This window comes from Bradyrhizobium sp. WSM1253, assembly GCF_000244935.1.
Classification (GTDB): Bacteria; Pseudomonadota; Alphaproteobacteria; order Rhizobiales; family Xanthobacteraceae; genus Bradyrhizobium; species Bradyrhizobium canariense.
Map to the genome: position 1 here is coordinate 1 of NZ_JH600072.1, position 22,670 is coordinate 22,670.

A 22,670-nucleotide genomic window follows, 5' to 3' on the forward strand; every position below is an offset into this window, starting at 1 on the left:
CCAGAGCACGCGTTTATGATTTGGTTTCGGTCCGCGAACTCCCATACGGGCCCGCAGCTTCATCGCTGCACCATCAGAGGCCGGACAGATGGCAGCATCCGACTACGTGCCGATCTTCTTCAAAAATCGCTTGCATCTCGCGGGGCGTCCACAGATGAGTACACGCCCTAGGTCTATTGGCGCCACTCAGCGTCGGCCCGCTCCAGCCAGAACGGCATGTCGAGATCGCGGTACATCGTCGCCGCCGTGGAGAAGTGCTCGGTAGCCCGCTTGGGCTCACTCGTTCCCTGGTACAGCCTGCCGAGGCCGAGGTGGCAGTGTGCGATCAGCGGACGCATGCCGATCTTTTCGGCGAGCACCAGCGCATCACGGTAGTACCGCAGGGCCTTTTTGGGCGACGCATCGCGGGCAGCGACTTCGCCGAGCAGCCTGAGCGCCCTTGCCTCATAGCCGCGTTGACTGCCTTCTCGCGCAAGCGCGAGGGCGCGCGTGAGAAATCCCGACGCGTCCGCGAAGCGGCCGTCCAGCGCGCACGCTTCGCCCAAGAACACCATGAAGTTCGGCTGGCCGACGCGATGTCCCATCGCCTCGAGGAAGCCGAGCCCGCGCTCCAGCAACGCGATGCCCTCGGCCGTCCGTCCTGACATCGCGTAGGCGTAGCCCAGCATGCCGGAAAGCAGCGCTCCGTTGTAGGTCTGGTTCCACTCGCGTGCCAGCGCCAGCGCGCGTTCCAGCACGTCGATGGCGCGGTCGGGTTCGCCCCTGCAGATCCGCAGGTAGCCGACATACCAGCAGGCGATCGTCAGAGTGTAGGGATCATCCAGCGCCTCCGCGAGGCCGATGGCTGCCTCAGCGTGGACGATCCCTCGCTCGTATTCTCCGCCGTCGGTGCAGCACCAAGTCAAGTAGGCGCGGGCGATCACGGCCGGAAATGCGGTGAGGCCAAACCGTTCCCGGCTCCGCTCGCCATCGAGCAAGCGCACAACTGTCAGGAAAAGATCCTCCGCGCGTCGATAGTCACCCGTCCACAGGTAGGCCGCCCCGAGGTACAGCTGCCCGGTCACCTGCAACGGTACGTCCTCAAGCGACGCCGCGATGGTGCGAGCGCTCTCGCCGAACGCGATCGCCTCCCGCAGATCCCCGGCCAGCGCCAGGGTGTGGCACATATGGACGCCGAGCTGGCCCAAGCGCAGTTGATCCCCGAGTGCCGCAGTCGGACCTTCGGCCTGCCGAAGGCAGCCGAGGATGCGGTCGAACGCTCCGAGCGGCAACAACGATCCTTTCAGCTCGAAGCGCAGATCGACAGCCAATTCCAGCGCCTCGCGGCTCGTCGACGTCGCCTCGACGAGCTGTAGCGCCTGCTCGAAGAACTCGACGGCCTCATGGTGCGCCCATCGCGCCTGCGCCAACCGCCCCGCCTTGACCCAGTAGCCCACGGCCTCGCTGGCGCGCTCGGCCTCGGTGAAATGATGGGCGACAACCTCAGGCAGGGTTTCGGCCAGCGCGGGAAACCGTTCGATCAGGGCTGCGGCGATGCTCGCATGCAACGGCTGCCGCCGGCTTCTCACCATCGTGGCGTAGGCGGCGTCCTGTACCAGCGCGTGCTTGAACAGGTAGATCGCCTCCGGCGGCGTTCCGCGCCGAGAGATGAGGCCGGCTCGGGTCAGCCGCCCAAGTGCCGCGTCGAGATCCATCGGGGCCAAGGGAGAGACAGCCGCGATCAATTTGTGCGAGAACTCCCGTCCGATCGCGGCGCCGATCTGGGCGACATCCCTGACCGAGGGGAGGCGATCGAGGCGCGCCGCCAGCGAGGCCTGTAGTGTTGTTGGAACGGCGAGCTCCGGAAGCGGCCCGTCGAGCGCGTAACCGTCGGCCGATTGATGGAGAGCTCCGCTCTCGAGCAGCGCGCTGGTCAGCTCCTCGATGAACAGTGGCACGCCGTCGGCGCGCGCAAGGACCTGCTCGACGACCGCGTCGGGCAGCGGCCTGTCCCCGGCGATTCCCGCGATGATAGCGGCACTGTCGCGACGGCCGAGCCGGTTCAAGGGCAGCATCGACACATGCGGCTCCCCGACCCAACCCGGCTGCTGCTCCGGCCGGACGGTGACGACCAGCAGCACTGGCAGGCCGGCGGTGCGGGCAACCATTCGGTCGAGCAAATCCTGCGATGTCGGATCGACCCAGTGGGCGTCCTCGAACAAGATGAGCGCACGGCCCTGCGCTGCTGCGCCGTCGAGCTGGTCGAGCAGGGCGGCGAGAATCATCTCTCGCTTCTGCTGGGGGCTGACCGCGACCGCCGGATAGCGCTCGTCGGCTGGTACCCCCAACAGTTCGGCGATGAGGGCCATGTCGCGCGGCAGATTTTTCGACGTCAGCCTGAGCATCGCCTCCAATCTATCGAGCTTCGCCGTGGCGTCGCCGCCCGGCTCGAGCCCCGCGGCGAGCTCGAGCTGCGCAATGAACGGGTGGAGCGGACTGTGTGTATGGTGCGGAGAGCAGGAATAGCGAAAGCAAGCTCGCGGCTCGCCCCCGAGCTTGTCCAGCAGGCTTTCAGCAATGCGCGACTTTCCAATGCCGGACTCGCCGGACAGCAGTACGACCCTGCCTTCGCCGAGCCTGGACTGACCCCAACGGCGGAGCAGCAGGTCGATCTCCTCCCGCCGGCCAACGAGTGCTGATTGCGCGCTGGCGCGACGCGCCTCAAATCGGCTGACACCCGGGGCCCCGCCGCGCACCTGCCACGCCTCGACCGGCTGCGGCAGCCCCTCCACCTCGATCGCGGCGAGCGCGCGGCAATCGAACATCCGCCCCACCAGCCGGTGCGTGCTGGCCGCAATGACGAGCTCTCCCGCCGCTGCGGCGGCCTGCAGGCGCGCGGCCAGGTTTGGCGTCCCGCCGATCGCGACCTGCTTCGCCGTTTCGCCGGTCCCCAGTTGCCCGCCGACGACCACCAGACCAGTGGCGATGCCGACACGCAACTGAAGTGGCACGCGGGAATCAGCCTTCAGCTCGTGAACCGCATCGAGGATGGCAAGACCGGCGCGCACCGCCTGCTCGGTATCGTGTTCGTCAGCCGCCGGATAGCCGAAATAGACCAGCACGCCATCGCCCAAATACTGGGCGACAAATCCATCGAATCGCGACGCCACATCGTCGATCACCGCGTGGAAAGCGGTGATCAGATCGCGCATGTCCTCTGGGTCGAGACGTGCCGAAAGCGCCATCGAGTCGACGATGTTGCACGCCATGATCGTGAGCTGTCGTCGCTCCGAACTGCTGGAGCCGACCGCTCCCGCAGACGATGCCGCATCGCTCTCCTGGGCGGGATTTCCGGCCTTCAGCTCCTGTGCAGAATCGTCCTTGTTATTGGCAAAGGACCGGTCGGGCTGCGCCGGCGCGAGCCCGCTGACCTCTTTGATGTCTGGCGAGCCGGCCGGCGGCGATCTGCTGCGCAGTTCGGCGATCAGCGACCTGGTTGCCGCATCCGGCTCCGTATTCAACTCGTGTTTGAGCAGTACGACGAGGTCCTGATAGTGCTTGAGTGCTTCGGCCCGTCGTCCCGTTGCGGCGAGTGCCTGCACGATCAGCCGATGGGCGTCCTCTCGCATGTTGTTGAGCGCGACGGCACGCTGGCCGGCCTTCAGAGCGCGTTCGCCACGACCGGCGGTGAGTTCCTGCTCACCGAGACTGATCATGGCACCGAGCGCTAGCTCCAGTAGCCTGTCGCGTTCACCCGCGAGCCATTCGTTCCAGCCCTCTTCGCCGACAATCACGTCCTCGACCAACTGTCCCTGGTAGAGATCGGCTGCCGCACCCAATGCATCACGACTGCCCTCACGGACCAGGGACTCGAACCGGCCGACATCGGATTGGATGACCGCCGCATTGAGCGATACGAGCTCGCCGTCGCTCTCCAAAGTGTCCTGGCCGAGCACCTTGCGCAGCCGGAAGAGTGCCTGGCGCAGGTTCTGTTTGGCCTGCGCGTCGAAATGTGAGCCCCACAGCAGAGCCGCCAGCTTCTCTCGTGACTGCTGCCGGGGCGCCATGCAGGCCAGATAGGCCAACAGGCCCGCCAGCTTCTTGCTCGGCAGGTCGACCACGCCATCCGGCCCGGTCAGCTCGAAGCGTCCCAGCAGCGAAAGATCAAATCTAGGGCGAGGTACGCCGTCCATCGTTCCATCCGCAGGATTCGCAACGAAGCGCATCTTACATTTTTCATGGCCCTCCGAAGAAAAATAACGGCCTTGTCACGCCAAACCAACGGCGGAGATGACGGGGGCAGGCTTCAACGGGTGTCACGCGCTCACCGTCTCCGCATTACGCATCGTCAGAGGAGTAGCCAATGTCCACCACTCCCACCCGGACTCTTCTAATGACGACCGAACCGGCGCCTCACGCTTCCGGCCTGCGCGTCGAAAAGAAAGAACAAGGCATTTTCGCTTTCATCATATCGGCATTGTACCGCTCGCGAAGCCTTCAGGCAGCTCGAATCCTGCGCCAACATCAACATTTGTTCGCGCAGCCCAAAGATCGTATCCCGCACGGATTGAGCCAGAGTTCCGGCGACCGGGAAATGCTCGTCGCCAGCAGGCCCGCTCAAGCAAGGTTGGCTGCTCGGCCTTCTTCCCCAAATCCGATGCGCCGCCCCTTGCCCGTGGCCGCCGCCGTCGCATTTCTAGCCATTCAGATCATTGCCGGGATGATCTGGCTGCGTGCCTCCGCGACTGAGACCACAACCTCCCGGCAAGAGGCGGAGCAATGGCAAAACCCATTCATTCAGGAAACCAATCGCAGCGCTGGAATTACTCCGGCGACTGATGCGACCTCACCTTCCTCGCTTACGACTGGCGAAGATCGCGCGAAAGCATCGCGCAACCCCTGGCCCGCAGCGATCAGGTGAGTGGCCAGCCTCCGCAAGAGCTTTGAACACTTGAGCAATCATGAAGGTATTCGCCATCAGATCGAAGCCGCAACGCAGCCAAAAAAGTCGAGCGCGGGCTCGAAGACTCTTGAACTCGGTGCCTCTCATGCTGCATCGCCTGTTCGGACGTCCGTTCGCGTCAGGCGGCCACTTGCGGCCTGCGGAGGCGGTGTCGGTCGAGGTCGCGCCCACCTCGCTGTCGCATCGAGGCTGCGCAAGCTCGCCTCACCAATGTCGAAGCTGAGCCCCGACTTCCTGCGTGCACTGGTCCGGCAGGCCGAAGCCCAAAGGCGTTCGACCGTGGCCGAGACTGGCGACAGGCGTACGATCAGCCCTGCGAACTTATCCGCACCAGCGCTGTCAGCTAAGTCAAGGTCAATAAAAGTGATGCGGTTACGTACTAGCGCGGCGCAGTCGGGCATGTAGTATAGAAGGGCCGGAGGGGGAGCCAATTTGCACGCAATGAATCTTCACGATCCCCTTTTCGCCACCTATGTCGTTGCCGCCAGCCTGATGATCCTGAAGGCCGTGGCGATGTCGTGGCTGACCGTAGTCCGGATGGTGAGGGTCCAAGGGGGCTATCGTTCGCCGGAGGATATCAAGAAGACGCCGATGAATCCAGCGCCCGATCCGGCGCAGCTTCTTCCCAACGAAGACGTCGAGCGGATCCGGCGGATCCAGCTGAACGATCTCGAGAGCCTGCCCTATTTCCTGGTCGCGGGCTTTCTTTACGTTCTCACGCAGCCCTCGCTGCTTCTCGCGCAATGGTTGCTCTACGGCTACGTCGCCTCACGCCTGCTGCATTTTCTTGCCTATCTGACGGGGCAAATTCACGACATTCGCGCAATTCTGTGGACCGTGGGCTCGCTCATCCTGGTCTTCATGACCGTTCGCACGCTTGTCGCTGCGCTCGGTGCTTGAGGCTCAGTCGGCCACGCCGGCGGTCTGCTGGGCCGAAAGATAGCGTTCGAGCGTCTCGTGCTGCTTGAAAAAGCGCATGGCGCGCAGGTCGCGGATCGTTGTTTTTTGTGTCGCATCGCGCATCCGGGTGACCTCGCGGGCTTCCTCCAGGCGGCCGACCCCGACAAGATTGGCCGCCAGCATACGATGCCCGGTGCCATTGCTCGGATTGTGCCGAACCGACTTGCGCGCCCAGGTGACGCCCTCCTCGTGCTGCCCGAGCGCAAAGTAAGATGCGGTCAATCCCGTCATCCACAAATGCAGCATCCTGTCCTCGGGACTAAGGACAAGGGATCGATGCAGGCATTGGACGGCATTCGCATAGGCGCCGCCCATGCTGTCGATCATTCCGAGCACGCCCCATGCGAAGGCCGAGCTGGGATTGAGCCTTGTGGCTTCGCTGGCGTGAATACGCCCCTGATCGTTGTCGCCGGCCGGCCCAAACAGCGTGAAGCCGTAGACCGCGTGAGCGAAGGCGTCCTCGCCATCCTCCTCGACGGCGCGACGGGCCAGACCGATCGCCTCGGCCGCGGCATCCGGAGACGTGGTGGCGCCGAGCGGCGGCGCCATGACGAGCCCCCAGGCCAGCGCCGCCAGCGTCGCCGTTCGCTGCTGATCAAGGCTCAGAGACTGCCGAAGCAGATCGATGGCCTTGATGACGCCTTCACGGGTGCCGCCCCATAAATGGTGAAGTCCACGCAGGTAGAGGTCATAGGCCGAAAGATCGGTCGGCGGTTTGCGGCGTGCCCGTTCGATCTCGGCGCTCCGAACGACGGGAGCGACGACTGCAGCAACACTGCTGCTGACGTCGTCCTGCAGATCGAATATGTCGACGAGGGGGCGGTCGTAGCGACTGGACCAGACCTGGGCTTCGCTGCCGGTATGGGTGAGCTCGGCCGACACCCGAATGCGGTTACCCGCCTGGCGTATATGGCCGCTCAGGAGGTACTGGGCACCGAGTTGTTGCGCGATCTGCTGGCTGGTCATTGCCTTGTCCCGAAAGGCAAAGCTCGATCCGGCCGCAATCACCACCAGTTCGCGAAAGCGCGATAGAGCGGTGATGATGTCCGCGGTGACGCCGTCGGCGAAGTATTCCTGCTCGGTATCGCCGCCCCTGTTCTGGAACGGAAGCACCGCGACGGAGGGCTTGTCGCTGCCGATCGTGGGCCCGGCTTGTTCCGCCGCGATCTCAGCTGTTGCCGGCGCGGTCTTCTGCTCCTGGACCTTGCGCAATTCCGCAGCCAGCGCGTTCGTTGCCGCATCGGGCCCGGTGCCAAGCTCCCGCTTCAGCATTGTTGCGACGGCCTGATGGTATTTGAGCGCTTCGGCGTTGCGACCGGCTGCGGACAACGCGCGCATGATCAGGCGGTGCGCATCCTCGCGCATGCTGTTGAGCGCGTTGGCACGTTGGCCGGCGAGAAGGGCATGGCTGGCACGGCCCCGAGACAGTTCGGACTCGCCGAGCGCCACCATCGCGCCAACAGCCAGCTCCGACAGCCGCTCACGTTCGCCGGCCAGCCACTCGCTCCAGCCTTGCTCGTTGACGCCGATGTCATCAACCAGAGGCCCGCGATAGAGATCTGTCGCCGCGCTCAGTGCCTCATGGTGCCCGTTTTCGACAAGCTCCTGAAATTGCAGTATGTCGCAGCCGACCACCGCGACATCCAGGGAGATGAATTCGCCATCACTCCTGAGAGCGCTCTGACCGAGAACGTGACGGAGCTTGAACAGCGCCTGCCGCAGGTTTTGCTTCGCCTGCGCCTCGAAGTGAGATCCCCACAGCAACGTCGAGAGTTTTTCCCGGTGTTGAGGCTGCGGCGAAGTGCAAGCCAGATACGCAAGCAATCCCGCGAGCTTCTTGTTCGGCAAGCCGACGAGGCCATGCGGGCCCTTCAGCTCGAAACGTCCCAGCAGGGAGAGCGTAAAACTTGGGCTGGGCGCGGGTGCAGTTTCGGTCATTCCGCCTCAAAATTGAGCAGCTGTGATCTCAGGTATACATCCTACACGAGTTGCCAAGTTTGCGGACAATATTAACGCGGCAATGACGCTCGAATAACGGCCGTGATGACGCCGGTGGGTTCAGATCGCGTCGCGACGGGATCCCGATTGGGTCGATCGACGCAGAGCAATTTCATCCGGCGAGCGGACATGCGCGTGCGTCACATCATCATCTTCGTCGTGAGCCTGTTCGTGGTCCTCGCCGGATTCGACGCGGCGTTGACGACCTTTGCACACCCGGCACTCAAGGCCGCTTTGCAGTCGGCGCCGCCCGTCGCACCGCTGCTTTTCGGAGGCGACTGATCGCACTCCGAACCTCGGAATCACCATCAAGCAGGAGGTCGCATTGACCGATATCGCGCACCCGGCAACGAAGCCCTACCATTTTCTCGCACGCGAGGAGGAGCAGCGGCTCATCAGCAGGTGGCGACTTGGACTGATTGCATTTTATGGCTCGCTGCTCGCCCTGTTGATTGCCTTCGCTGCGATGACCTCGGCATCCCGAGTGCCTCAAGCGGATCGGGCGTCGGGCGATGTCGTCACCCATGACGTTTCGAACCCGCCGGTGCCGTAAACGATCCGCATCGGCAACAAGCCCGCGTGGACCAAAGGCCCGCCGTGGTGCCACTGCGTGCCTGCGCAACCCCAGGAGAGAGAAAAGCCGTGAAACACGACGTTGATGCCGGGTCTGCGAGTCGGGCCAGATCTCCTATGCCGTGTAACACGAATGGAAGTCGAGGCCGCAGGACGCGCCTGATGATACTCGTTCTTCTGGGCTTCGCCGTCGTTCATGGGATGGCCGCGATCCTCATTCTGCGAGCGTCACCCGCGCGAGGTGACGCTCCCTCGGCGATCGATTTGCGTGCCGACTGACCGGCACGAGTGGCGCATCCAGCTCACCGGGTCGAAAGGCAAGGCGGCAACATGACGGCAATCATGCGCGCGATTTCCCGGGCGGCGCTCGCGGTCACCGCCGCCGACATTGTCAAACACGCCCTGCTGTTCTGCGCAGCTTGCGCCTTCGTGTTCGTGTTCTCGCTGACTCATGGCCTGGATTTGAGCCCCGGATTCTTCTGACCTTCTTCGGGCGGACTCACCAACCGATCCGCCGTCGCCATGGCCCCTCGTGATGACCTTGGGCCGGCTTCAATCGCTGTCGCGCGCCGCACATCGCGGACCGCCATGGCCGCGCAGGAGGCACCACGCCGCTGCGCATGCAAACGAGGAGGCGATATGTACGTTGGCCGGATATTGTCCACGCTTGGCGGACAGGGACCGATCCTTTTGGTGATCTCGCTCTGCGCAGGTCTGTTGATCACGCCCTTCGCGCGCTTCGGCTACGATCTCCTGCCTCTTTCGGCATTTCTTCTGACGCTTGGTTCGTTTCTCACCGCCGGTCTTGCTCCCTCCGAAGGCAGCATTCGTGTGCCGCTGATAGGCGTGGTGCTCGGCTGGGTCGGCCTGGTGCTGCCCCTGGCTGCGGCGCTGCTGCTGTCTTTCGTCCCGCTCGATCCTGCGCTGCGGGCCGGGGTTCTGCTGTCACTGCTGGCGCCGCCGGTCGGAAGCGCCGCCGCGATCGCGGGAATGCTCGGTTTGCGGCCTCGTCTCGCCCTGGTCGTTTCCATTGCGCTGACCCTGCTGACGCCGATCTCGATTCCGTGTTTCGCCACGATGCTCGGACTTGGAATTGCGTTCGACATGAGCGGGCTGGCGATCCGGCTGTTCAGCATCATCGGCGCCGCGGGCCTGATGGCCTTTCTGGCCATGAGATTCCGTCGTCACCTGCTTCCCGTTTTGCCGGGTCAAAGCGCCGCCACCGGCATCGCCGTGATCGGGCTCATCATCGTCGGGCTTGCGACGTCGCAGGGCATCAGGGCGCAATGGACCAGCAACGCATTGCGTTTCGACGTGATGCTCGCCGCGGCGATCGTCCTCAATTTCGGCCTGTGCGGGCTAGCGACGGTGACGTTCGCGAGACTGGGGTTGCAAACCGCAGGAACCATAGGCCTCTTGAGCGGCAACCGGAACGTCACTCTGGTATGGGCGGCGGCCGGGTTCGGTCTGCCACCTCTCGCGGAGGGCTACGTCGCCGCATGCGTCATCCCGGTGCTCGCGCTTCCTCTCATCGTCAAGCTCTGTCTTGGAATACCATCATTCAGCCGTTTCATCCCTCAAAGCGAGTGATCCAAGGAGCGGAAAGGGCGGCGAGTTGCAAACCGTTTCTCCCTCACTGCCGGCGCAACGAAATCGCAACGAATTGACTGAAACGAACGTGAACAAACGGGACGGCAGCACCTGCCGCTTAGAGAAAAATCAACAACTTAGAAGATGTTCACTGCGTTCGGGACGCTGGGTTCGCTCAGTCAGATGGTAACCTGAACCGAATGTCGGCATGGTTGCGCCTCCCCGCAACCAAGTAAGATGCTGTACTCGCAGCAGACAACCATAAAGCCGCTCTTTCGAGCGGCTTTATGGTTGTCGAGAATCGCCACCGAGTCGCCACGGCACGTGTCAATGCCGTACCGCCGGTTCGAATCCCACTCTCTCCGCCATCGATTTTGGACAGCGCAGAAGTCCTTCAATAAACAGGTTTTTCTCGAACCGCCGGATTATTGCGGTGGAGCACCACGGTGGAGCACACCGTGATCGTCAAATCTGCCATCGGCGAGGTGAACGTGCCAGCGAAAATCGGCGGGTAACGACGAAATTTTCGTCCTCTCGCCGCCTGCGCGCTCGCGAAAATGGCGGATTCCCGCAGGCCGCGGCTAAAGCGTCGGATATCTGCTGAGGGGTTAAACCCTTGGAGTTGCGGAAGATGCGATCCCGGCCGATCAGCGTCCGCTTGTTTGCCTGCACGTCTTTGGTCCACCTGTCCGCCTTCCAATTCCCAACCGGTGCGTAGCGCGCAAGGAAAGCCAGCGAAGCGATCGCCTTTCGTCCCACGGCCTGCAGTGAATCTACGTTGTAGACGTTGTCGCCCTTCTTGTTCACCTTGGCGTGGATGAACGAGATCTTCTTTTGGTCCGGGTCCAGTGCGATAAAATCTGCGATCTCCTTGGAATCGTCGTCGCAAACGATGAGCGGATACGGGCTTAGGCGCGCGCCGAATTCCTGCCACCCCCTGTGAAGCGCGCCCTTGTTGCTAGTGTGCACGATCGCGTCGACTGCCCCGAAGATCGATTCTGCATGCCACCGACCCATGTCCGGGTAGAAATCTTCGCCCTTTTCGCTCTTTGCGTTGGCTAGGACCTTCACCGAGTGCACGTCGTCGAGGATTGGTGTGCTTCCGCAGCGAACCGAAGTGCTTCACGTACGAGGAGACGTGATTGAGACCCATCGTGTTGATGATGTGCGAGTTGAGTTTACCGCGCCGGCGGAGCGTGAGACGAAGGCGCAACAGCATCTCTTCTTCCGGAATCTCCACGCGGCGCTCGGCCAGCAGCTTCTGGGCGCGAGCGAAGATGCCTTGGTCCACGATAGGTTCGATCGCCGCAGCGCCCCGGACCCAGGCGTTATCCGGATTCTTGACCAGCTTCTGCCCCAAGCGTCTTGAGGTGCGATTGTAGACGGTCTTGCCGATGTAGTTCTCGTTCCCGAGAATGGTGGGTATCATGCCGTCGGTCCAGGGCCGACCGTTGTGATTGGCGATGCCCGCGTCGTTCAGTTGGCGACTGATGTCGCTGTAGGACTTCCGGCAGTTGACGAACTGATCGAAAATCTCCCGGATCACGGCGTCCTCTTCGGCCGATCCGTGCTGCAGCCGAACGCGATCGGATTGCAGAGCCTTGAATTGCCCCTTTGCGAGAACGGCCTTCGGATGCTCGCTTTCGTCGAACATCAAGCGTCGCAGGCCATACCCGACGGGAGCGCCAACGCGGTATCCAAGGCTCGCGACCCGGCAGTGTCCGGCGTGCACCTTGACGGAGAGCTCCCGGCTCCACTCGGCGGCCATGCCGCGCTTCAGGCTTTTCGCGATCCCGGAAACAAAGGTGCCGTCGTTCTTGAAGATCTCCGCGCAGTATTCGACCTGGACGCCGCTCCTCTTGCACAGGAATTCGTAGTAGGCGCTCTCGTCGACATCTTGGAACCGGCCCCAGCGACTGACGTCGTAAACGAGGATGTGGTCGAAGTCGGCTCGGCCCGATTGGACATCTTCGATCAGTTCGATGAGACCTGGACGCCCCTTGATCCGGAGGCCGCTGCGGCCATCGTCGCGATAGGTGTGCACAATCGTGAGCGCGTTCGTCTCGGCATAGGCGGCGATGGCCGCCATCTGGTTCGCGATCGAGTAGCGCTGGAGCTCCCTCGACATTCGAACGTACTGCGCAGCACGGCGCGCCCGGGTCCGCCTCGCCAAGCTTGTTCCTTTGGGAACAACGAGCCAGTTACCCATGCACCCCTCCTGTCACTTCGGAGGTACCCGCGAGTCCAAATACACCTGCCGCGGTCGGGATAGCAATGCTTCCAGCAGCACGGCGCCCCTCATGCCCGGCATCCGAAGGTGGCGTTGTGCACAGCGCCGCGGAACACGGGGACAAACCTCAGCCCTGCCGATTGCGAATCCCTGCTGCCCGCTAACCGCCCGGAACGAGAAGACGGGCGAAAGGATTCGTCCCGGCAGGAGCAAGCTCGATGCTGATGACGAAGGAAAGACGGCCGGCGATCAGAACGTTGCGCGGATGGGCGCTCGGCGTGCTGCAGGAGGCGGGCGCCGTCCACGAATGCGAGGAGCATGGCTGGGCTAAGGACCGGGCCGACCCTCACGCCCGCGAGCGCGCGTTGGACGTCGCGAGGCAGGAGCCTCCGGACGGCTTGTCTCCGGACCAGGCTGTCGCCGAGGTCCGCGGAGTGCTGGATTCGATCGGCGATACCTGCCCTGAATGCCCGCCCGACTGAACCGCACCGACAAGCCACGGTCCGATGCCGCTGTCGATCAAGGGATCAGGGGCGCCGCCGTGGTGCCAAGATGCTCCGCAGCGGCGCGTACCCGGCCAGCGTGCTTTCGCCGCTGCTCCGCGAACTCCGCTGCGTTCACCGACGAACGCACCTTGTAGCCAGCCGCCATCAAGCGGGCGCACACCCGCGGAACTGCCGCAGCAGTGGTGTCGTCAGATTTTGCCTCAAGGCCGATCAGTCCATTCAGATCGTCGATGAGGCGCAATCCTTCGCTTCGGAGCAGGATCGCCGGCGCTCGGCACTCGCGGTCCTCGATCAGCAGTTCGAACATAAGTGCGAGGTCCATCATCGCTCCGAGCGTTGCAGGCCACCCCGAGCCTACGCTGACCGATCGGAAGTAGATCAGCGAGGGATGGGAAGCATGGCTTTGCAGGACGGTGGCGCACCAATCCCGTCCCCTGTAAAGCACGCGCCTGATCTCCTCCGGAGAGTTGAGGTCGGCATAACGCTCCAGCAGTCCGAGAGCCGAGGGCGGCTGACCCGCAGTCGTCGTAAGTTTGAGAATTCCGGCATCGCGGCGGGAAATGCCTTCTTGCACCTGGAGCAGGTATGTGACCGCCATCGTCAGGACCGAAAGGCCCGAAAGGCCGGCGAGGACGAGGACCCAGCGGGCGGGACCATGGGCCTCGATGCCGCTCAGTCCCACCGTGCACAACGCGCTTCCGACGATGAACAGTGCCTCCTGGAAATCGGCTGGCGGCGCGAACCGGTCGCCCAGCGCATGCGCGATCAGGCCGAAGCCCAGCCACAGAAGGACCATCCAGATTAGGAAGGAGCCCATGAGGATCGTCGGCGCAAAGCTGGTGGAGACCCCGCTCTTGCCACGGCGGGCCCACTTCCAAATCGGAAGCATGATGGCGAGCAGCCGCCGCGCCACGCGTAGCGCGCCTCGGCTCTCACCGGGTACCACCACCGTGTCGAATACATCGCGTAACGCGAAGACGACCAAGACCATTCCGGCAGCGATCTCGATGGTCTGCACGATTATAACGGAATGCCAGCGGCGCAGGGCGAGCTCCGCCCGAACACGTCACGTCCCCCAACGCGCAGCGAAATGCACCGCGGCCATGACGACCAACACAGCGAGCAGGAAGGTTCCCGCGAAGATCGATCTCCGTCCATGTGACTGGCGGGCCAAATGCATCGGAGCACTCCGATTATTGGCGACCAACCCGGCTGCGCTGCGTTCGTTCCGAAGCGGCCGACGGCCCGTGTGGAGGCGACCCTACCGCCGGCGCGCCACCCAACCTAATACTTTGTCGTAGGAGGAACCTGTCCGGCTCGTCCCGATTGGCTTGTCGCACCAGAACTCTGACGAACGGCGCGGCCATGGTCGAATTCGCACAGCTTCGCGACCGCATGGTCCAGGTTCAACTTGAACGCCGCGGCATCCGCGATCGGCGCGTTCTGGACGCGATGGCACAGGTCCCTCGGGAGCGGTTCGTGGAATCCGGTTTCGAGGAATTCGCCTACGAGGACGGCGCGCTGCCGATCGCGAACGCGCAGACCATCTCGCAGCCTTACATCGTCGCGCTGATGACGGAGGCGGCCGAGCTGAAGCCAGCGCACAAGGTGCTCGAGGTCGGAACCGGTTCGGGCTATGCGGCGGCGGTCGCATCGCGGCTCGCCAGAACGGTTCACACCGTCGAGCGCCATCGCGCCCTAGCCAGGATCGCCGCCGAGCGGGTTGCGGCGCTCGGCTATGACAATTGCGTCGTCCATACAGGCGACGGCACCCGCGGATTGCCGGAAGAGGCGCCGTTCGATGCGATACTCGTCGCGGCCGGCGGTCCGGAAGTACCGGACGCGCTCAAGGGCCAATTGGCCATTAGGGGCCGTCTCGTCATCCCAGTCGGCGATTTGGAGCACGAACAATCGCTGCTGCGGATCACGCGCCGGAGCGACACCCAATATGACGAAGAAGCCTTCGGGGCCGTTCGCTTCGTGCCCCTGATCGGAGAGCACGGATGGGCGGAGGACGGCACGCGCTCCGCCAGCAATCACGTCCCCGGGCGTACGCGTTTCCGCTCGCTCACGGACATGATCGGCGCCGCCCTCGAACCCTTGCCGGCTTTCGACGATCCCGCCTTCGGCGCCCTCTTCGATCGCTTGGCGCAGTCCCGGGTCGTGCTGCTGGGCGAAGCCAGCCACGGCACGTCGGAGTTCTACCGGGCGCGCGCTGCGATCACGCGGCGCCTGATCGAGAAGCACGGATTCACGACCGTCGCGGTGGAAGCCGATTGGCCCGACGCCGCGGCGGTGGACCGCTACGTTCGCCACCGGTCGTCGCGCGGTTCAGGCGAGAAGCCGTTCGAGCGCTTCCCGACCTGGATGTGGCGAAACACCGACGTCGCCGCTTTCGTCGACTGGATGCGCGAGCACAACGAAAGCAAGCTGGCAGGCGAGCGCGCCGGATTCTTCGGGCTCGACATCTACAACATGCGGAGCTCGATCGCCGCCGTTCTCGCCTACCTCGATGGCGTAGATCCAGAAGCCGCGGCCGTGGCGCGCGAGCGCTACGGATGCCTAACGCCTTGGCAGCGCGAACCTTCGACCTACGGCCGTGCCGTCCTGACCGATTCCTATCGGAAATGCGAGGCGGAGGTGGTTCGCCAGTGCCAGGACATCCTGGGAAAGCAACTCGACTACGCCGCGAACGACCCGGACAGCTTCCTGGACGCTGCGCAGAACGCGCGGTTGATCGCCTCCGCCGAGCGTTACTACCGCATCATGTACTATGGCGGGGCCGAATCCTGGAACCTGCGCGACACGCACATGTTCGAAACCTTGGGCCATATCCTGGACGCCGAGGGGCCGCGATCCAAGGCGGTGGTCTGGGCGCATAATTCCCATATCGGCGACGCACGCTTCACCGAGATGGGGGCGGTCCGCGAGGAGCTCAACATCGGTCAGCTTTGTCGAGAGAAGTTCGCCGAGGCGGCGTCCCTGGTCGGCTTCGGCACCCATATCGGCACCGTGGCCGCCGCGTCGGACTGGGACGGCGAGATGGAAGTGATGCAGGTGCGGCCCTCTCGACCGGACAGCTATGAGCGACAGTTCCACGATGCCGGTGTGCCACGCGGCCTGCTTGAATTCCGCCGGGACGAGAGCCTTCGGCGTCGCTTGCTCGAGCCGCGCCTCGAACGGTTCATCGGCGTCATCTACCGGCCGAACACCGAACTGCAAAGCCATTACGCCGAAGCGTCGCTGCCTCAGCAGTTTGATGCATTCTTGTGGTTCGATGAGACGAAGGCAGTCAGGCCCTTGGGACCGGAACATCCCCGCGCCGGCGTCGCCGACACCTATCCGTTCGGACTCTGACGGCGAGGTCTCCGACCAGCCAGTGCCCGTCGGAACTCAGGAACCGAAGAAGGTCAAGACCGCGACCAATACGATGCCGGCCGACATCTCCCTCCGCGCAACCCGGCTTTCCGGACCACCTGCATGTAGCCGAACCGTTTTGCCACAGCCAACTGGTGGGCACCGCCGGCTAACGGGTCTAGCGCCGACGGGCGACCCAAACTCCGAGCAGGAACGCTACGCACAGCGACTGCAGCGGCGCCTTCAAAGTCACCTCGCGAAGTTGGTCGACCCAGCGCATCGCGGCATCCTGCGACGTCGGCCGCAGCGGGCGCCGGCTCGCTTCCGCCTCGGCGCGCAACCTCGCCGCGGACGCATGATCGACGCCGTCCTGCTCGTTAGCCAGTCCGGAGGCTTCCGTCATCGCCGAAGCTTCTTTCATATCCATGCGGCTCTCCTATTTGTCAGGCGGACTTCCGCTGTGACCTGGCCGCCGGCTTCTTCGCCCCCGCCTCCTTCCCGGGCTTCTTGCCGGCGATCGGCATCAGCATCTCCTTTTGGCCTGCAGCAGCCTTCCGCGGCTTCTTGGCGGGCTTGGCGGCCTTCGCCGGCGCGGCCTCCTGACCTACACTCCGCCGCAGCGCCTCCATCAGGTTGACCACGTTGGTCGCCGCCGGCTTTTCCTTCGGCGTGATCGGCTTGCCGGCGCGCTTCTGGTTGATGAGCTCGATCAGCGCGGTCTCGTAGTGGTCCTCGAATTTTTCGGGGTCGAAGTTGCCGGCCTTCTGATTCACGATGTGCCTGGCGAGATCGAGCATGTCCTTGGTCACTTTGACGTCCTGGATCTCGTCGAAATACTCCTGCTCGGAGCGCACTTCGTAGGGATAGCGCAGCAGTGTGCCGACCAGTCCCTTGTTCATGGGCTCCAGCGCGATGATGTGCTCGCGATTTGTCAGCACCACCCGCCCGATCGCGACCTTGTCCATTTCGCGGATTGTCTCGCGGATCACGGCGAAGGCGTCGTGCCCGACCTTGCCGTCGGGGCGGATGTAGTAGGGACGGATCAGATAGCGCGGATCGATGTCTGCCTTGTCGACGAACTCGTCGATCTCGATGGTGCGCGTGGATTCCAGCGCGATCTCTTCGAGCTCCTCCTTGTTCACCTCGATGAACTGATCCTTCTCGAGCTGGTAACCCTTGACGATGTCTTCGTTGGGCACCTCGTCGCCGGTTTCGGCATCGACCTTCAGGTACTTGATCCGATGACCGGTCTGCCGGTTGAGCTGGTTGAACGAGATCTTCTCGCTCTCCGACGTGGCCGGGTAGAGCGCCACCGGACAGGTGACGAGCGACAGACGCAGGAAGCCTTTCCAGTTCGCGCGGGGGGCCATTGTTACGCAATGCTCCAGGTACGGGACACGGACTCAAGACGAACGGCGCGGTTCGGTTCCGACAGCTCCGGCCGCGATCCACGCAATTCAAGCGCGCCCCTGCAGCCGCCGCCGGCGAAACATCGCGCCGACGCTTCGCCTGAGATGAAGGATGAGCGCAGCCCCGCGTTGGGGGCTCTTAGGGATTTTGGGGCGGAGCTACGCGGGCCACGCTAGTCGGCACTCCTCGCCGCCGCGTCCGTTTGCCGGACGACCTGAGCACGCTGCGAGGCCAGTTGTTCAGCTTTTCAAGTCGAACTCGGTGCGCAGCCGGTCTGCGATCGTTTCGATCATCTCGGCCCGCCCCACGTCCAGCTGTCCGTCCGTCATGATCGCCACCTTCCAGGTGTCCTGAGAGGGCACGACCGAAATGGCGATATCCGTCGGCAACTCGCAGATATCTTCCATCTCCAGCCTGATCGCGGCTTCGAGTTCTTCGCGCGTTTTCGCCGGTTTCTTCAAGCTGGTTCTTTCACCGCCCGGAACGGGACCACCGCCTTTGGCTATCCGCGCGAGCGCATGTTTTTGAACAGCGGGCCTTCGAGCCTTTGGCTATCCGCTACAGGCGCCGTACTCAAACGGCGGGCGGTGGTCCAGCGAGTCAAGGATGTCGTCGCGCTATCGTTCCGTCCGCTCGGCGCCTTCGCCCAAACGGTCAGCCGGGCTGCCTCGACTCGAGAAAGCCGGCGTTGCCGGAACGATGTCAGGCGCAGCGCGTCGATCAGGTGAGCAGCCTGAACGGAGCAGCGAGTGCCGAAGCTCCTTAAACTCGCCACGGAAGACGTCATGGCGGACGTATGTCTCGGCGCAACCGTGACCGGCCTGTACACCTGAACTGGGGGTCGCCATCGCCTTCATGTGAGGTCCAACCCTTCGAGCCTCGCCAGCGAGCGGCCCCTGCGACAGTTCAGATAGGATTCAGTAGGAACGAGCGAGACTGCCCCAGGTTGCTCCCAATCATGGGAGGAGATCTCGCATGGCCTACGAAGAACGCGAAACAGGAAATCTGATCGGCAGCGACAAGGTCGAAGGGACCGCGGTCTATGGTGCCGACAGTCAGCGCATCGGCTCGATCGAACGGGTGATGATCGACAAGATCAGCGGCAAAGTCGCCTACGCGGTGCTGGGCTTTGGCGGCTTCCTCGGAATCGGAGACGACCATTACCCGCTTCCGTGGCAATCGCTGAAATACGACACCAACCTTGGCGGCTACGTGACGGGCATCAGCGACAGTCAGCTGAGAGGCGCGCCGAAGTACAGCGACGAGAGCAGCTGGAATTGGGCAGACCCTTCGGTCGCCCGGTCGGTGGATGACTACTACCGGGGCATTCCGGCTCCCTAAGCTGGAGCGGTCCAGGGCGGAGGGTCGCACAGTCGCTCAGCACGCGGACGCAGCTTTGCAGCGGGTGCGCGCGGCGGCGACGACGCTGAGATGGAGCATCAAACCGCTCGCGACACGACCAGAGAACCCATGGGCGCACGTCGCGCGAGATGGCAGATACGCGGGGCGCCGCCCGCAGCCACCGACATCCGGATCCCCCCACAAACCGCTCCGGCTCATTTCGAAAGTCTGGACGGACCACTGAACTCGGGAAACTCCATCACAGCCGACTCCCAAGGCGTCGGTGATGCGAACACATCCAATAGATGAGCGATGAACGCCTTGACGTTCGGGCTACCACGCCGGCTCTCCGGCCAGAGCGCCGTGATTGTGGAGCGAGGTCGAAAATATTCGCGCAGGAGTGGGACGAATTCTCCGCGTCGGACATGGGGAGCGGCAACGAAGGTCGGTGTGATACCGATGCCGCCGCCCGCGGCTATGACGGCGGACACCGCATCGCTCAGATCGGTGATGATGCCGGCATCCGGCAGGATGTCCAGCGCGCGATCGCCGATCATGAAGGGCCAGCGGAATGCTTGACCCGAACTCTGAAAACGGAAGTTCACGCAATCATGTCCCGCGAGATCGTCGGGATGCTGCGGCGTGCCTCGCCCGGCAAGATAGTCCGGTGAGGCAAAAGCGCAGATTTGGTGTGGCGCGAGTTGCCGCGAGATCAATCGAGAATCAGACAGATCGCCGACGCGGATTGCGACGTCGATGCCCTCGGCAATGAGATCGACGAATTGATCGCCCAGCCGCAGATCGACTGAAAGTCTCGGATAGCACGCGCGAAAGCGGGGTAAAGCAGGGGCGATGATGTGAACGCCGATGGGCAACGGAGCGGCAACCTTCAGCACGCCCGCCGGATCCGACCTCGCCGCGACGGCCGCCTGCTCGATCGCCTCTGCTTCCTGGAGCAGCCGCAACGCACGTTCATGCAGTTCGCGCCCCTCCTGAGTCAGCGTGAGCGAGCGCGTCGTTCGGCTGAACAGCTTCACTCCCAGACGCTGCTCAAGGCGTTGCACGCTTTTGCTTACGGCCGATGGCGAAACCCCGAGCGCGCGTGCCGCGGCGGTATAGCTGCCGACGGAAGCAGCGCGGGCAAAGGCGATAAGGCCGGTGAGGCGATCTAAGCTGATTTGTTCCACAACGGCATAAGTGAAGCGATAATCGGCCGGATTATCAACCTTCATGCACAGAGTTAGGTTGTTTTTCAGCAGCACCCCAGAGGGCGGTGCTCCCTGAAAGGACCGTCTCCCATGGCCGATGTGATCGCGAATTCTCTCCCGGACCGTAGCGTTGTCATTTTCGGAGGAACCTCCGGCATTGGCCTGTCGGCCGCCCAACAAGCCAAGGCTGCGGGTGCCAAGGTCGTTGTCGTGGGTTTCGACCCCGCCGGAGCGGAGCGAGTTGCTGCCGAAAACGGCTTTGCCGGATGGCGGGCGGCCGATGTGACCAGGCCCGAGACAATCGTTGCGGCGCTTGCCGATATCGCGCATGTCGACCACCTCGTGCTGCTCGCAGGGACCTTCGTCGCTGGCAAGGTTCTGGAGGCGGATGTCGCCTATCTGCACCGCGCATTCAACGAGCGAGTTTGGGCTGCTGTACACACCCTGCGCGCCTTGGGCGACCGTCTCGCAACGGACGGCTCGGTCACCTTCATCTCCGGCGTGCTCGCGGACCGTCCGAACGCCTACGGCACGGCTGTGCTCGCGGCGGCGTCCGCCGGCATGGAAGCACTGGCTCGCGGTCTGGCGCTGGAGCTGGCGCCACGACGCGTCAATACCCTGTCGCCCGGCACCACCGATACGCCCCTTCTCGCTCGCACGCTCGGCGAAGGGCGCGACGCCTACGTCGCGGCGCTGAAGGAAAAGTTGCCGCTTCATCGCCTCGGAACGCCGGCGGAAGTGGGGGCCGCCGTCGTTTTCCTGATGAGCAACAGCTTCATGAACGGCGAGACGCTGCACGTGGACGGTGGCTCCCGTCTCGTCTGATCAACACCGATTGCGAGAAAAGAACTGGCCATGCCTACGCTATTCGATCCCATTCGATTTGGCGCGATCACCGCGCCGAACCGCATCCTCATGGCACCGATGACCCGGGCCCGCGGCACCCGCGACCATGTGCCCACGCCGGTCATGGCCGAATACTACGCCCAGCGCGTCTCGGCCGACCTCATCATCAGCGAGGCCGTCGGCATCTCGCGGCAGGGCCTCGGCTGGCCCTAGGCCACTGGGCTTTGGACAGCTGAGCAGATTGCCGGTTGGCGGCGCGTGACCGATGCGACCCATGCGGCTGGCGGGCGCATCATCGCCCAGCTCTGGCACATGGGGCGCGTCGTGCATCCAAGCTTCATCGATGGTGCGCAGCCGGTCTCGGCATCAGTGACGACCGCGCCCGGCCACGCACATACCTATTCCGGCAAGCAGCGCTACACCGCGGCGCGCTGCCTGCAAGTGGACGAGATCCCCGATATTGTTGCCGACTACGCGACCGCCGCCCGAAACGCGCTGGAAGCCGGCTTCGATGGCGTGCAACTCCATGCGTCGAACGGTTATCTGATCGACCAGTTTTTGAGAGACAGCTCCAACTTCCGCACCGACGCCTATGGCGGCTCGATCGCCAACCGCATTCGTCTTCTCGCTGAAGTGACGCAGGCCATAGCCGACGCGGTTGGTGCGGACCGCACCGGTGTGCGCCTCTCGCCGAACGGGGAGACGCAGGGAGTGCGCGACAGCGACCCACTTGCACTGTTCATCGCTGCGGCCGAGACATTGTCGTGTATCGGCATCGCACATCTGGAATTGCGCGAGCCGCCGCGCGATGGCACTTTCGGCGTCGGCTATCTTGATCCGCTCGCCGCCCAGATCCGTCCCGCCTTCAAGGGACCGGTAATTCTCAACTCCGATTTCGATCCCGCCCGAGCTCAGGCCGAGATCGAAGCCGGCATCGGAGATGCCGTCGCCTTCGGTCGTCTCTTCATCTCTAATCCGGACTTCCCGCGCCGGTTAGCCGAAGGGCTGTTTCTCGCGCCAGACGACCGCGCAACATGGTTCACGCAAGGAGCTGAAGGTTACGCGGACTACTCGGCCGTTACCCGCACTCGAACCGCATGGCGCCCCTCCAGCTCCATGGCGAGACTGTCGGAGTGCTCAGCCAACCGGGTGAACGGCTTGCGCTCGGATCGGCCTCGAGACATCACGATGTCGCGGCCGATTCGTTCGGCGGTAACGGGGCTTCAACACGATTCCGGATAGCCCCTTCAGCGGCGAGTGGGTCGGCTACGATCAAGTCGAGGAGAGCGCCTGATCGCTACGGAGCGTAGAGATAGCTCTCCGCTGGCGACGGCGGATCACCTACTTCCCGTTGAGCGAGAGACTGATGCGAGTAACGACATCGTCCCACGCGCGCTCTTCTTCGGCGGGATAGTTGATCAGCACGCAATGGACAAGCCGCCCCGAGAAGTTGCAGCGGTCGTAAAAAACCTTGTCCCCCTTGTAGCTGGAGACCGCGAAGAAGCGCGGTGTCACCCGCTTGTACTGAATGCGCGGAGGGGGACCCTTCTTTGCCAGAAAGGCAGCTGGGTGTGAGCTGCTGCCGGTTTGATGGACACCAAGATTGGGTGTTTTATCGAGCCAGAGGTGGGTCATGCAGAGACGGAAGTTCAGTCGAGAGTTCAAGATCGAGGCGGTCAAGCTCGTCAGGGAGCGCGGGGTATCTGTGG

General features: G+C 63.5%; 20 protein-coding genes and 2 pseudogenes. 12 read left to right on the plus strand and 10 right to left on the minus strand.

The window, feature by feature from the left end; translation table 11 throughout:
* Positions 1-173 precede the first annotated feature (173 nt).
* Complete coding sequence (locus BRA1253DRAFT_RS00005; RefSeq protein WP_245285820.1) at positions 174-4,205, minus strand: BTAD domain-containing putative transcriptional regulator; 4,032 nt, start codon at positions 4,203-4,205, stop codon at positions 174-176.
* A gap of 137 nt (positions 4,206-4,342) precedes the next feature.
* On the opposite strand from BRA1253DRAFT_RS00005, the gene BRA1253DRAFT_RS43155 reads away from it, so the two are divergent.
* A complete protein-coding gene (locus BRA1253DRAFT_RS43155) occupies positions 4,343-4,900 on the plus strand; it encodes a hypothetical protein (protein WP_009859138.1) in 558 nt (185 codons plus the stop codon).
* A gap of 483 nt (positions 4,901-5,383) precedes the next feature.
* Positions 5,384-5,842 carry an MAPEG family protein gene (locus tag BRA1253DRAFT_RS00015; RefSeq protein ID WP_035992036.1) on the plus strand — a complete coding sequence of 153 codons (459 nt, stop codon included), beginning with the start codon at positions 5,384-5,386 and terminating at the stop codon, positions 5,840-5,842.
* 3 nt (positions 5,843-5,845) lie between these two features.
* Here the strand turns inward: BRA1253DRAFT_RS00015 and BRA1253DRAFT_RS00020 are convergent, their stop codons facing one another.
* Positions 5,846-7,840: a BTAD domain-containing putative transcriptional regulator gene (locus BRA1253DRAFT_RS00020; RefSeq protein WP_009859140.1), complete on the minus strand. Its 1,995-nt coding sequence runs from the start codon at positions 7,838-7,840 to the stop codon at positions 5,846-5,848.
* Between the two features lie 102 nt (positions 7,841-7,942).
* Here BRA1253DRAFT_RS00020 and BRA1253DRAFT_RS43160 point away from each other — a divergent pair, with 102 nt between their 5' ends.
* From BRA1253DRAFT_RS43160 to BRA1253DRAFT_RS00035, 4 genes are all read left to right on the plus strand, one after another.
* Positions 7,943-8,182 (plus strand): hypothetical protein, encoded by a 240-nt coding sequence (locus BRA1253DRAFT_RS43160; RefSeq protein ID WP_157158486.1) that lies wholly within the window; start codon positions 7,943-7,945, stop codon positions 8,180-8,182.
* Between the two features lie 43 nt (positions 8,183-8,225).
* The gene (locus BRA1253DRAFT_RS00025; RefSeq protein WP_009859142.1) at positions 8,226-8,453 is read left to right on the plus strand and encodes a hypothetical protein; all 228 of its coding nucleotides are present in this window, start codon (positions 8,226-8,228) and stop codon (positions 8,451-8,453) included.
* A gap of 350 nt (positions 8,454-8,803) precedes the next feature.
* Positions 8,804-8,956: a hypothetical protein gene (locus BRA1253DRAFT_RS00030; RefSeq protein WP_009859143.1), complete on the plus strand. Its 153-nt coding sequence runs from the start codon at positions 8,804-8,806 to the stop codon at positions 8,954-8,956.
* A gap of 156 nt (positions 8,957-9,112) precedes the next feature.
* Positions 9,113-10,063 carry a hypothetical protein gene (locus BRA1253DRAFT_RS00035; protein WP_009859144.1) on the plus strand — a complete coding sequence of 317 codons (951 nt, stop codon included), beginning with the start codon at positions 9,113-9,115 and terminating at the stop codon, positions 10,061-10,063.
* A 465-nt stretch (positions 10,064-10,528) separates the two neighbouring features.
* On the opposite strand, the gene BRA1253DRAFT_RS00040 is transcribed toward BRA1253DRAFT_RS00035, so the two are convergent.
* Positions 10,529-11,032, minus strand: a complete 504-nt coding sequence (locus BRA1253DRAFT_RS00040) for a hypothetical protein (protein WP_198288211.1) — start codon at positions 11,030-11,032, stop codon at positions 10,529-10,531.
* Positions 11,022-12,272 carry a recombinase family protein gene (locus tag BRA1253DRAFT_RS00045; protein WP_009859145.1) on the minus strand — a complete coding sequence of 417 codons (1,251 nt, stop codon included), beginning with the start codon at positions 12,270-12,272 and terminating at the stop codon, positions 11,022-11,024. Before BRA1253DRAFT_RS00045 ends, BRA1253DRAFT_RS00040 begins: the two co-directional genes overlap by 11 nt.
* A gap of 239 nt (positions 12,273-12,511) precedes the next feature.
* On the opposite strand from BRA1253DRAFT_RS00045, the gene BRA1253DRAFT_RS00050 reads away from it, so the two are divergent.
* Entirely contained in the window at positions 12,512-12,775 is a 264-nt protein-coding gene (locus BRA1253DRAFT_RS00050) for a hypothetical protein (RefSeq protein ID WP_009859146.1), read from the plus strand.
* A gap of 37 nt (positions 12,776-12,812) precedes the next feature.
* Here BRA1253DRAFT_RS00050 and BRA1253DRAFT_RS00055 read toward each other — a convergent pair whose 3' ends face one another.
* Entirely contained in the window at positions 12,813-13,790 is a 978-nt protein-coding gene (locus BRA1253DRAFT_RS00055) for an ion channel (RefSeq protein WP_009859147.1), read from the minus strand.
* Between the two features lie 374 nt (positions 13,791-14,164).
* On the opposite strand from BRA1253DRAFT_RS00055, the gene BRA1253DRAFT_RS00060 reads away from it, so the two are divergent.
* On the plus strand, positions 14,165-16,156 hold the full coding sequence (locus BRA1253DRAFT_RS00060; RefSeq protein WP_009859149.1) for a protein-L-isoaspartate(D-aspartate) O-methyltransferase: 1,992 nt from the start codon (positions 14,165-14,167) through the stop codon (positions 16,154-16,156).
* 178 nt (positions 16,157-16,334) lie between these two features.
* Here the strand turns inward: BRA1253DRAFT_RS00060 and BRA1253DRAFT_RS00065 are convergent, their stop codons facing one another.
* The 3 genes from BRA1253DRAFT_RS00065 to BRA1253DRAFT_RS00075 all read right to left on the minus strand — a co-directional run bounded on the left by BRA1253DRAFT_RS00065 (position 16,335) and on the right by BRA1253DRAFT_RS00075 (position 18,027).
* The gene (locus tag BRA1253DRAFT_RS00065) at positions 16,335-16,583 is read right to left on the minus strand and encodes a hypothetical protein (protein ID WP_009859150.1); all 249 of its coding nucleotides are present in this window, start codon (positions 16,581-16,583) and stop codon (positions 16,335-16,337) included.
* 16 nt (positions 16,584-16,599) lie between these two features.
* Positions 16,600-17,526 (minus strand): Ku protein, encoded by a 927-nt coding sequence (locus BRA1253DRAFT_RS00070; RefSeq protein WP_009859151.1) that lies wholly within the window; start codon positions 17,524-17,526, stop codon positions 16,600-16,602.
* Between the two features lie 279 nt (positions 17,527-17,805).
* Positions 17,806-18,027, minus strand: coding sequence for a hypothetical protein (locus BRA1253DRAFT_RS00075; RefSeq protein WP_035992051.1), 222 nt, complete (start codon positions 18,025-18,027; stop codon positions 17,806-17,808).
* 514 nt (positions 18,028-18,541) lie between these two features.
* Here BRA1253DRAFT_RS00075 and BRA1253DRAFT_RS00080 point away from each other — a divergent pair.
* Entirely contained in the window at positions 18,542-18,907 is a 366-nt protein-coding gene (locus BRA1253DRAFT_RS00080; RefSeq protein WP_009859153.1) for a PRC-barrel domain-containing protein, read from the plus strand.
* Positions 18,908-19,122: 215 nt separating this feature from the next.
* On the opposite strand, the gene BRA1253DRAFT_RS00085 is transcribed toward BRA1253DRAFT_RS00080, so the two are convergent.
* Positions 19,123-20,094 (minus strand): LysR family transcriptional regulator, encoded by a 972-nt coding sequence (locus tag BRA1253DRAFT_RS00085; RefSeq protein ID WP_009859154.1) that lies wholly within the window; start codon positions 20,092-20,094, stop codon positions 19,123-19,125.
* Positions 20,095-20,205: 111 nt separating this feature from the next.
* Between BRA1253DRAFT_RS00085 and BRA1253DRAFT_RS00090 the strand changes: the two genes are divergently transcribed.
* Entirely contained in the window at positions 20,206-20,940 is a 735-nt protein-coding gene (locus BRA1253DRAFT_RS00090; protein ID WP_009859155.1) for an SDR family oxidoreductase, read from the plus strand.
* A 30-nt stretch (positions 20,941-20,970) separates the two neighbouring features.
* Positions 20,971-22,203 (plus strand): annotated as a pseudogene (locus BRA1253DRAFT_RS00095) (alkene reductase).
* 99 nt (positions 22,204-22,302) lie between these two features.
* On the opposite strand, the pseudogene BRA1253DRAFT_RS46005 reads toward BRA1253DRAFT_RS00095, so the two are convergent.
* Positions 22,303-22,530, minus strand: a pseudogene (locus BRA1253DRAFT_RS46005) (hypothetical protein); the annotation flags it as partial.
* A gap of 64 nt (positions 22,531-22,594) precedes the next feature.
* On the opposite strand from BRA1253DRAFT_RS46005, the gene BRA1253DRAFT_RS46010 reads away from it, so the two are divergent.
* Positions 22,595-22,670 (plus strand): transposase (locus tag BRA1253DRAFT_RS46010; protein ID WP_035992056.1); only part of this gene is annotated, 76 nt, incomplete at its 3' end.

Bases quoted from the DNA above. Each gene is read 5' to 3' on its own strand.
- BRA1253DRAFT_RS00015 (WP_035992036.1), top strand. From the start codon at position 5,384: ATGAATCTTCACGATCCCCTTTTCGCCACCTATGTCGTTGCCGCCAGC.
- BRA1253DRAFT_RS43155 (WP_009859138.1), top strand. From the start codon at position 4,343: ATGTCCACCACTCCCACCCGGACTCTTCTAATGACGACCGAACCGGCG.
- BRA1253DRAFT_RS00065 (WP_009859150.1), bottom strand. From the start codon at position 16,583: ATGGATATGAAAGAAGCTTCGGCGATGACGGAAGCCTCCGGACTGGCT.
- BRA1253DRAFT_RS00070 (WP_009859151.1), bottom strand. From the start codon at position 17,526: ATGGCCCCCCGCGCGAACTGGAAAGGCTTCCTGCGTCTGTCGCTCGTC.
- BRA1253DRAFT_RS00050 (WP_009859146.1), top strand. From the start codon at position 12,512: ATGCTGATGACGAAGGAAAGACGGCCGGCGATCAGAACGTTGCGCGGA.
- BRA1253DRAFT_RS00045 (WP_009859145.1), bottom strand. From the start codon at position 12,272: ATGGGTAACTGGCTCGTTGTTCCCAAAGGAACAAGCTTGGCGAGGCGG.
- BRA1253DRAFT_RS00030 (WP_009859143.1), top strand. From the start codon at position 8,804: ATGACGGCAATCATGCGCGCGATTTCCCGGGCGGCGCTCGCGGTCACC.
- BRA1253DRAFT_RS00035 (WP_009859144.1), top strand. From the start codon at position 9,113: ATGTACGTTGGCCGGATATTGTCCACGCTTGGCGGACAGGGACCGATC.
- BRA1253DRAFT_RS00080 (WP_009859153.1), top strand. From the start codon at position 18,542: ATGGCCTACGAAGAACGCGAAACAGGAAATCTGATCGGCAGCGACAAG.
- BRA1253DRAFT_RS00005 (WP_245285820.1), bottom strand. From the start codon at position 4,205: ATGCGCTTCGTTGCGAATCCTGCGGATGGAACGATGGACGGCGTACCT.
- BRA1253DRAFT_RS00055 (WP_009859147.1), bottom strand. From the start codon at position 13,790: ATGGTCTTGGTCGTCTTCGCGTTACGCGATGTATTCGACACGGTGGTG.
- BRA1253DRAFT_RS00090 (WP_009859155.1), top strand. From the start codon at position 20,206: ATGGCCGATGTGATCGCGAATTCTCTCCCGGACCGTAGCGTTGTCATT.
- BRA1253DRAFT_RS00060 (WP_009859149.1), top strand. From the start codon at position 14,165: ATGGTCGAATTCGCACAGCTTCGCGACCGCATGGTCCAGGTTCAACTT.
- BRA1253DRAFT_RS00020 (WP_009859140.1), bottom strand. From the start codon at position 7,840: ATGACCGAAACTGCACCCGCGCCCAGCCCAAGTTTTACGCTCTCCCTG.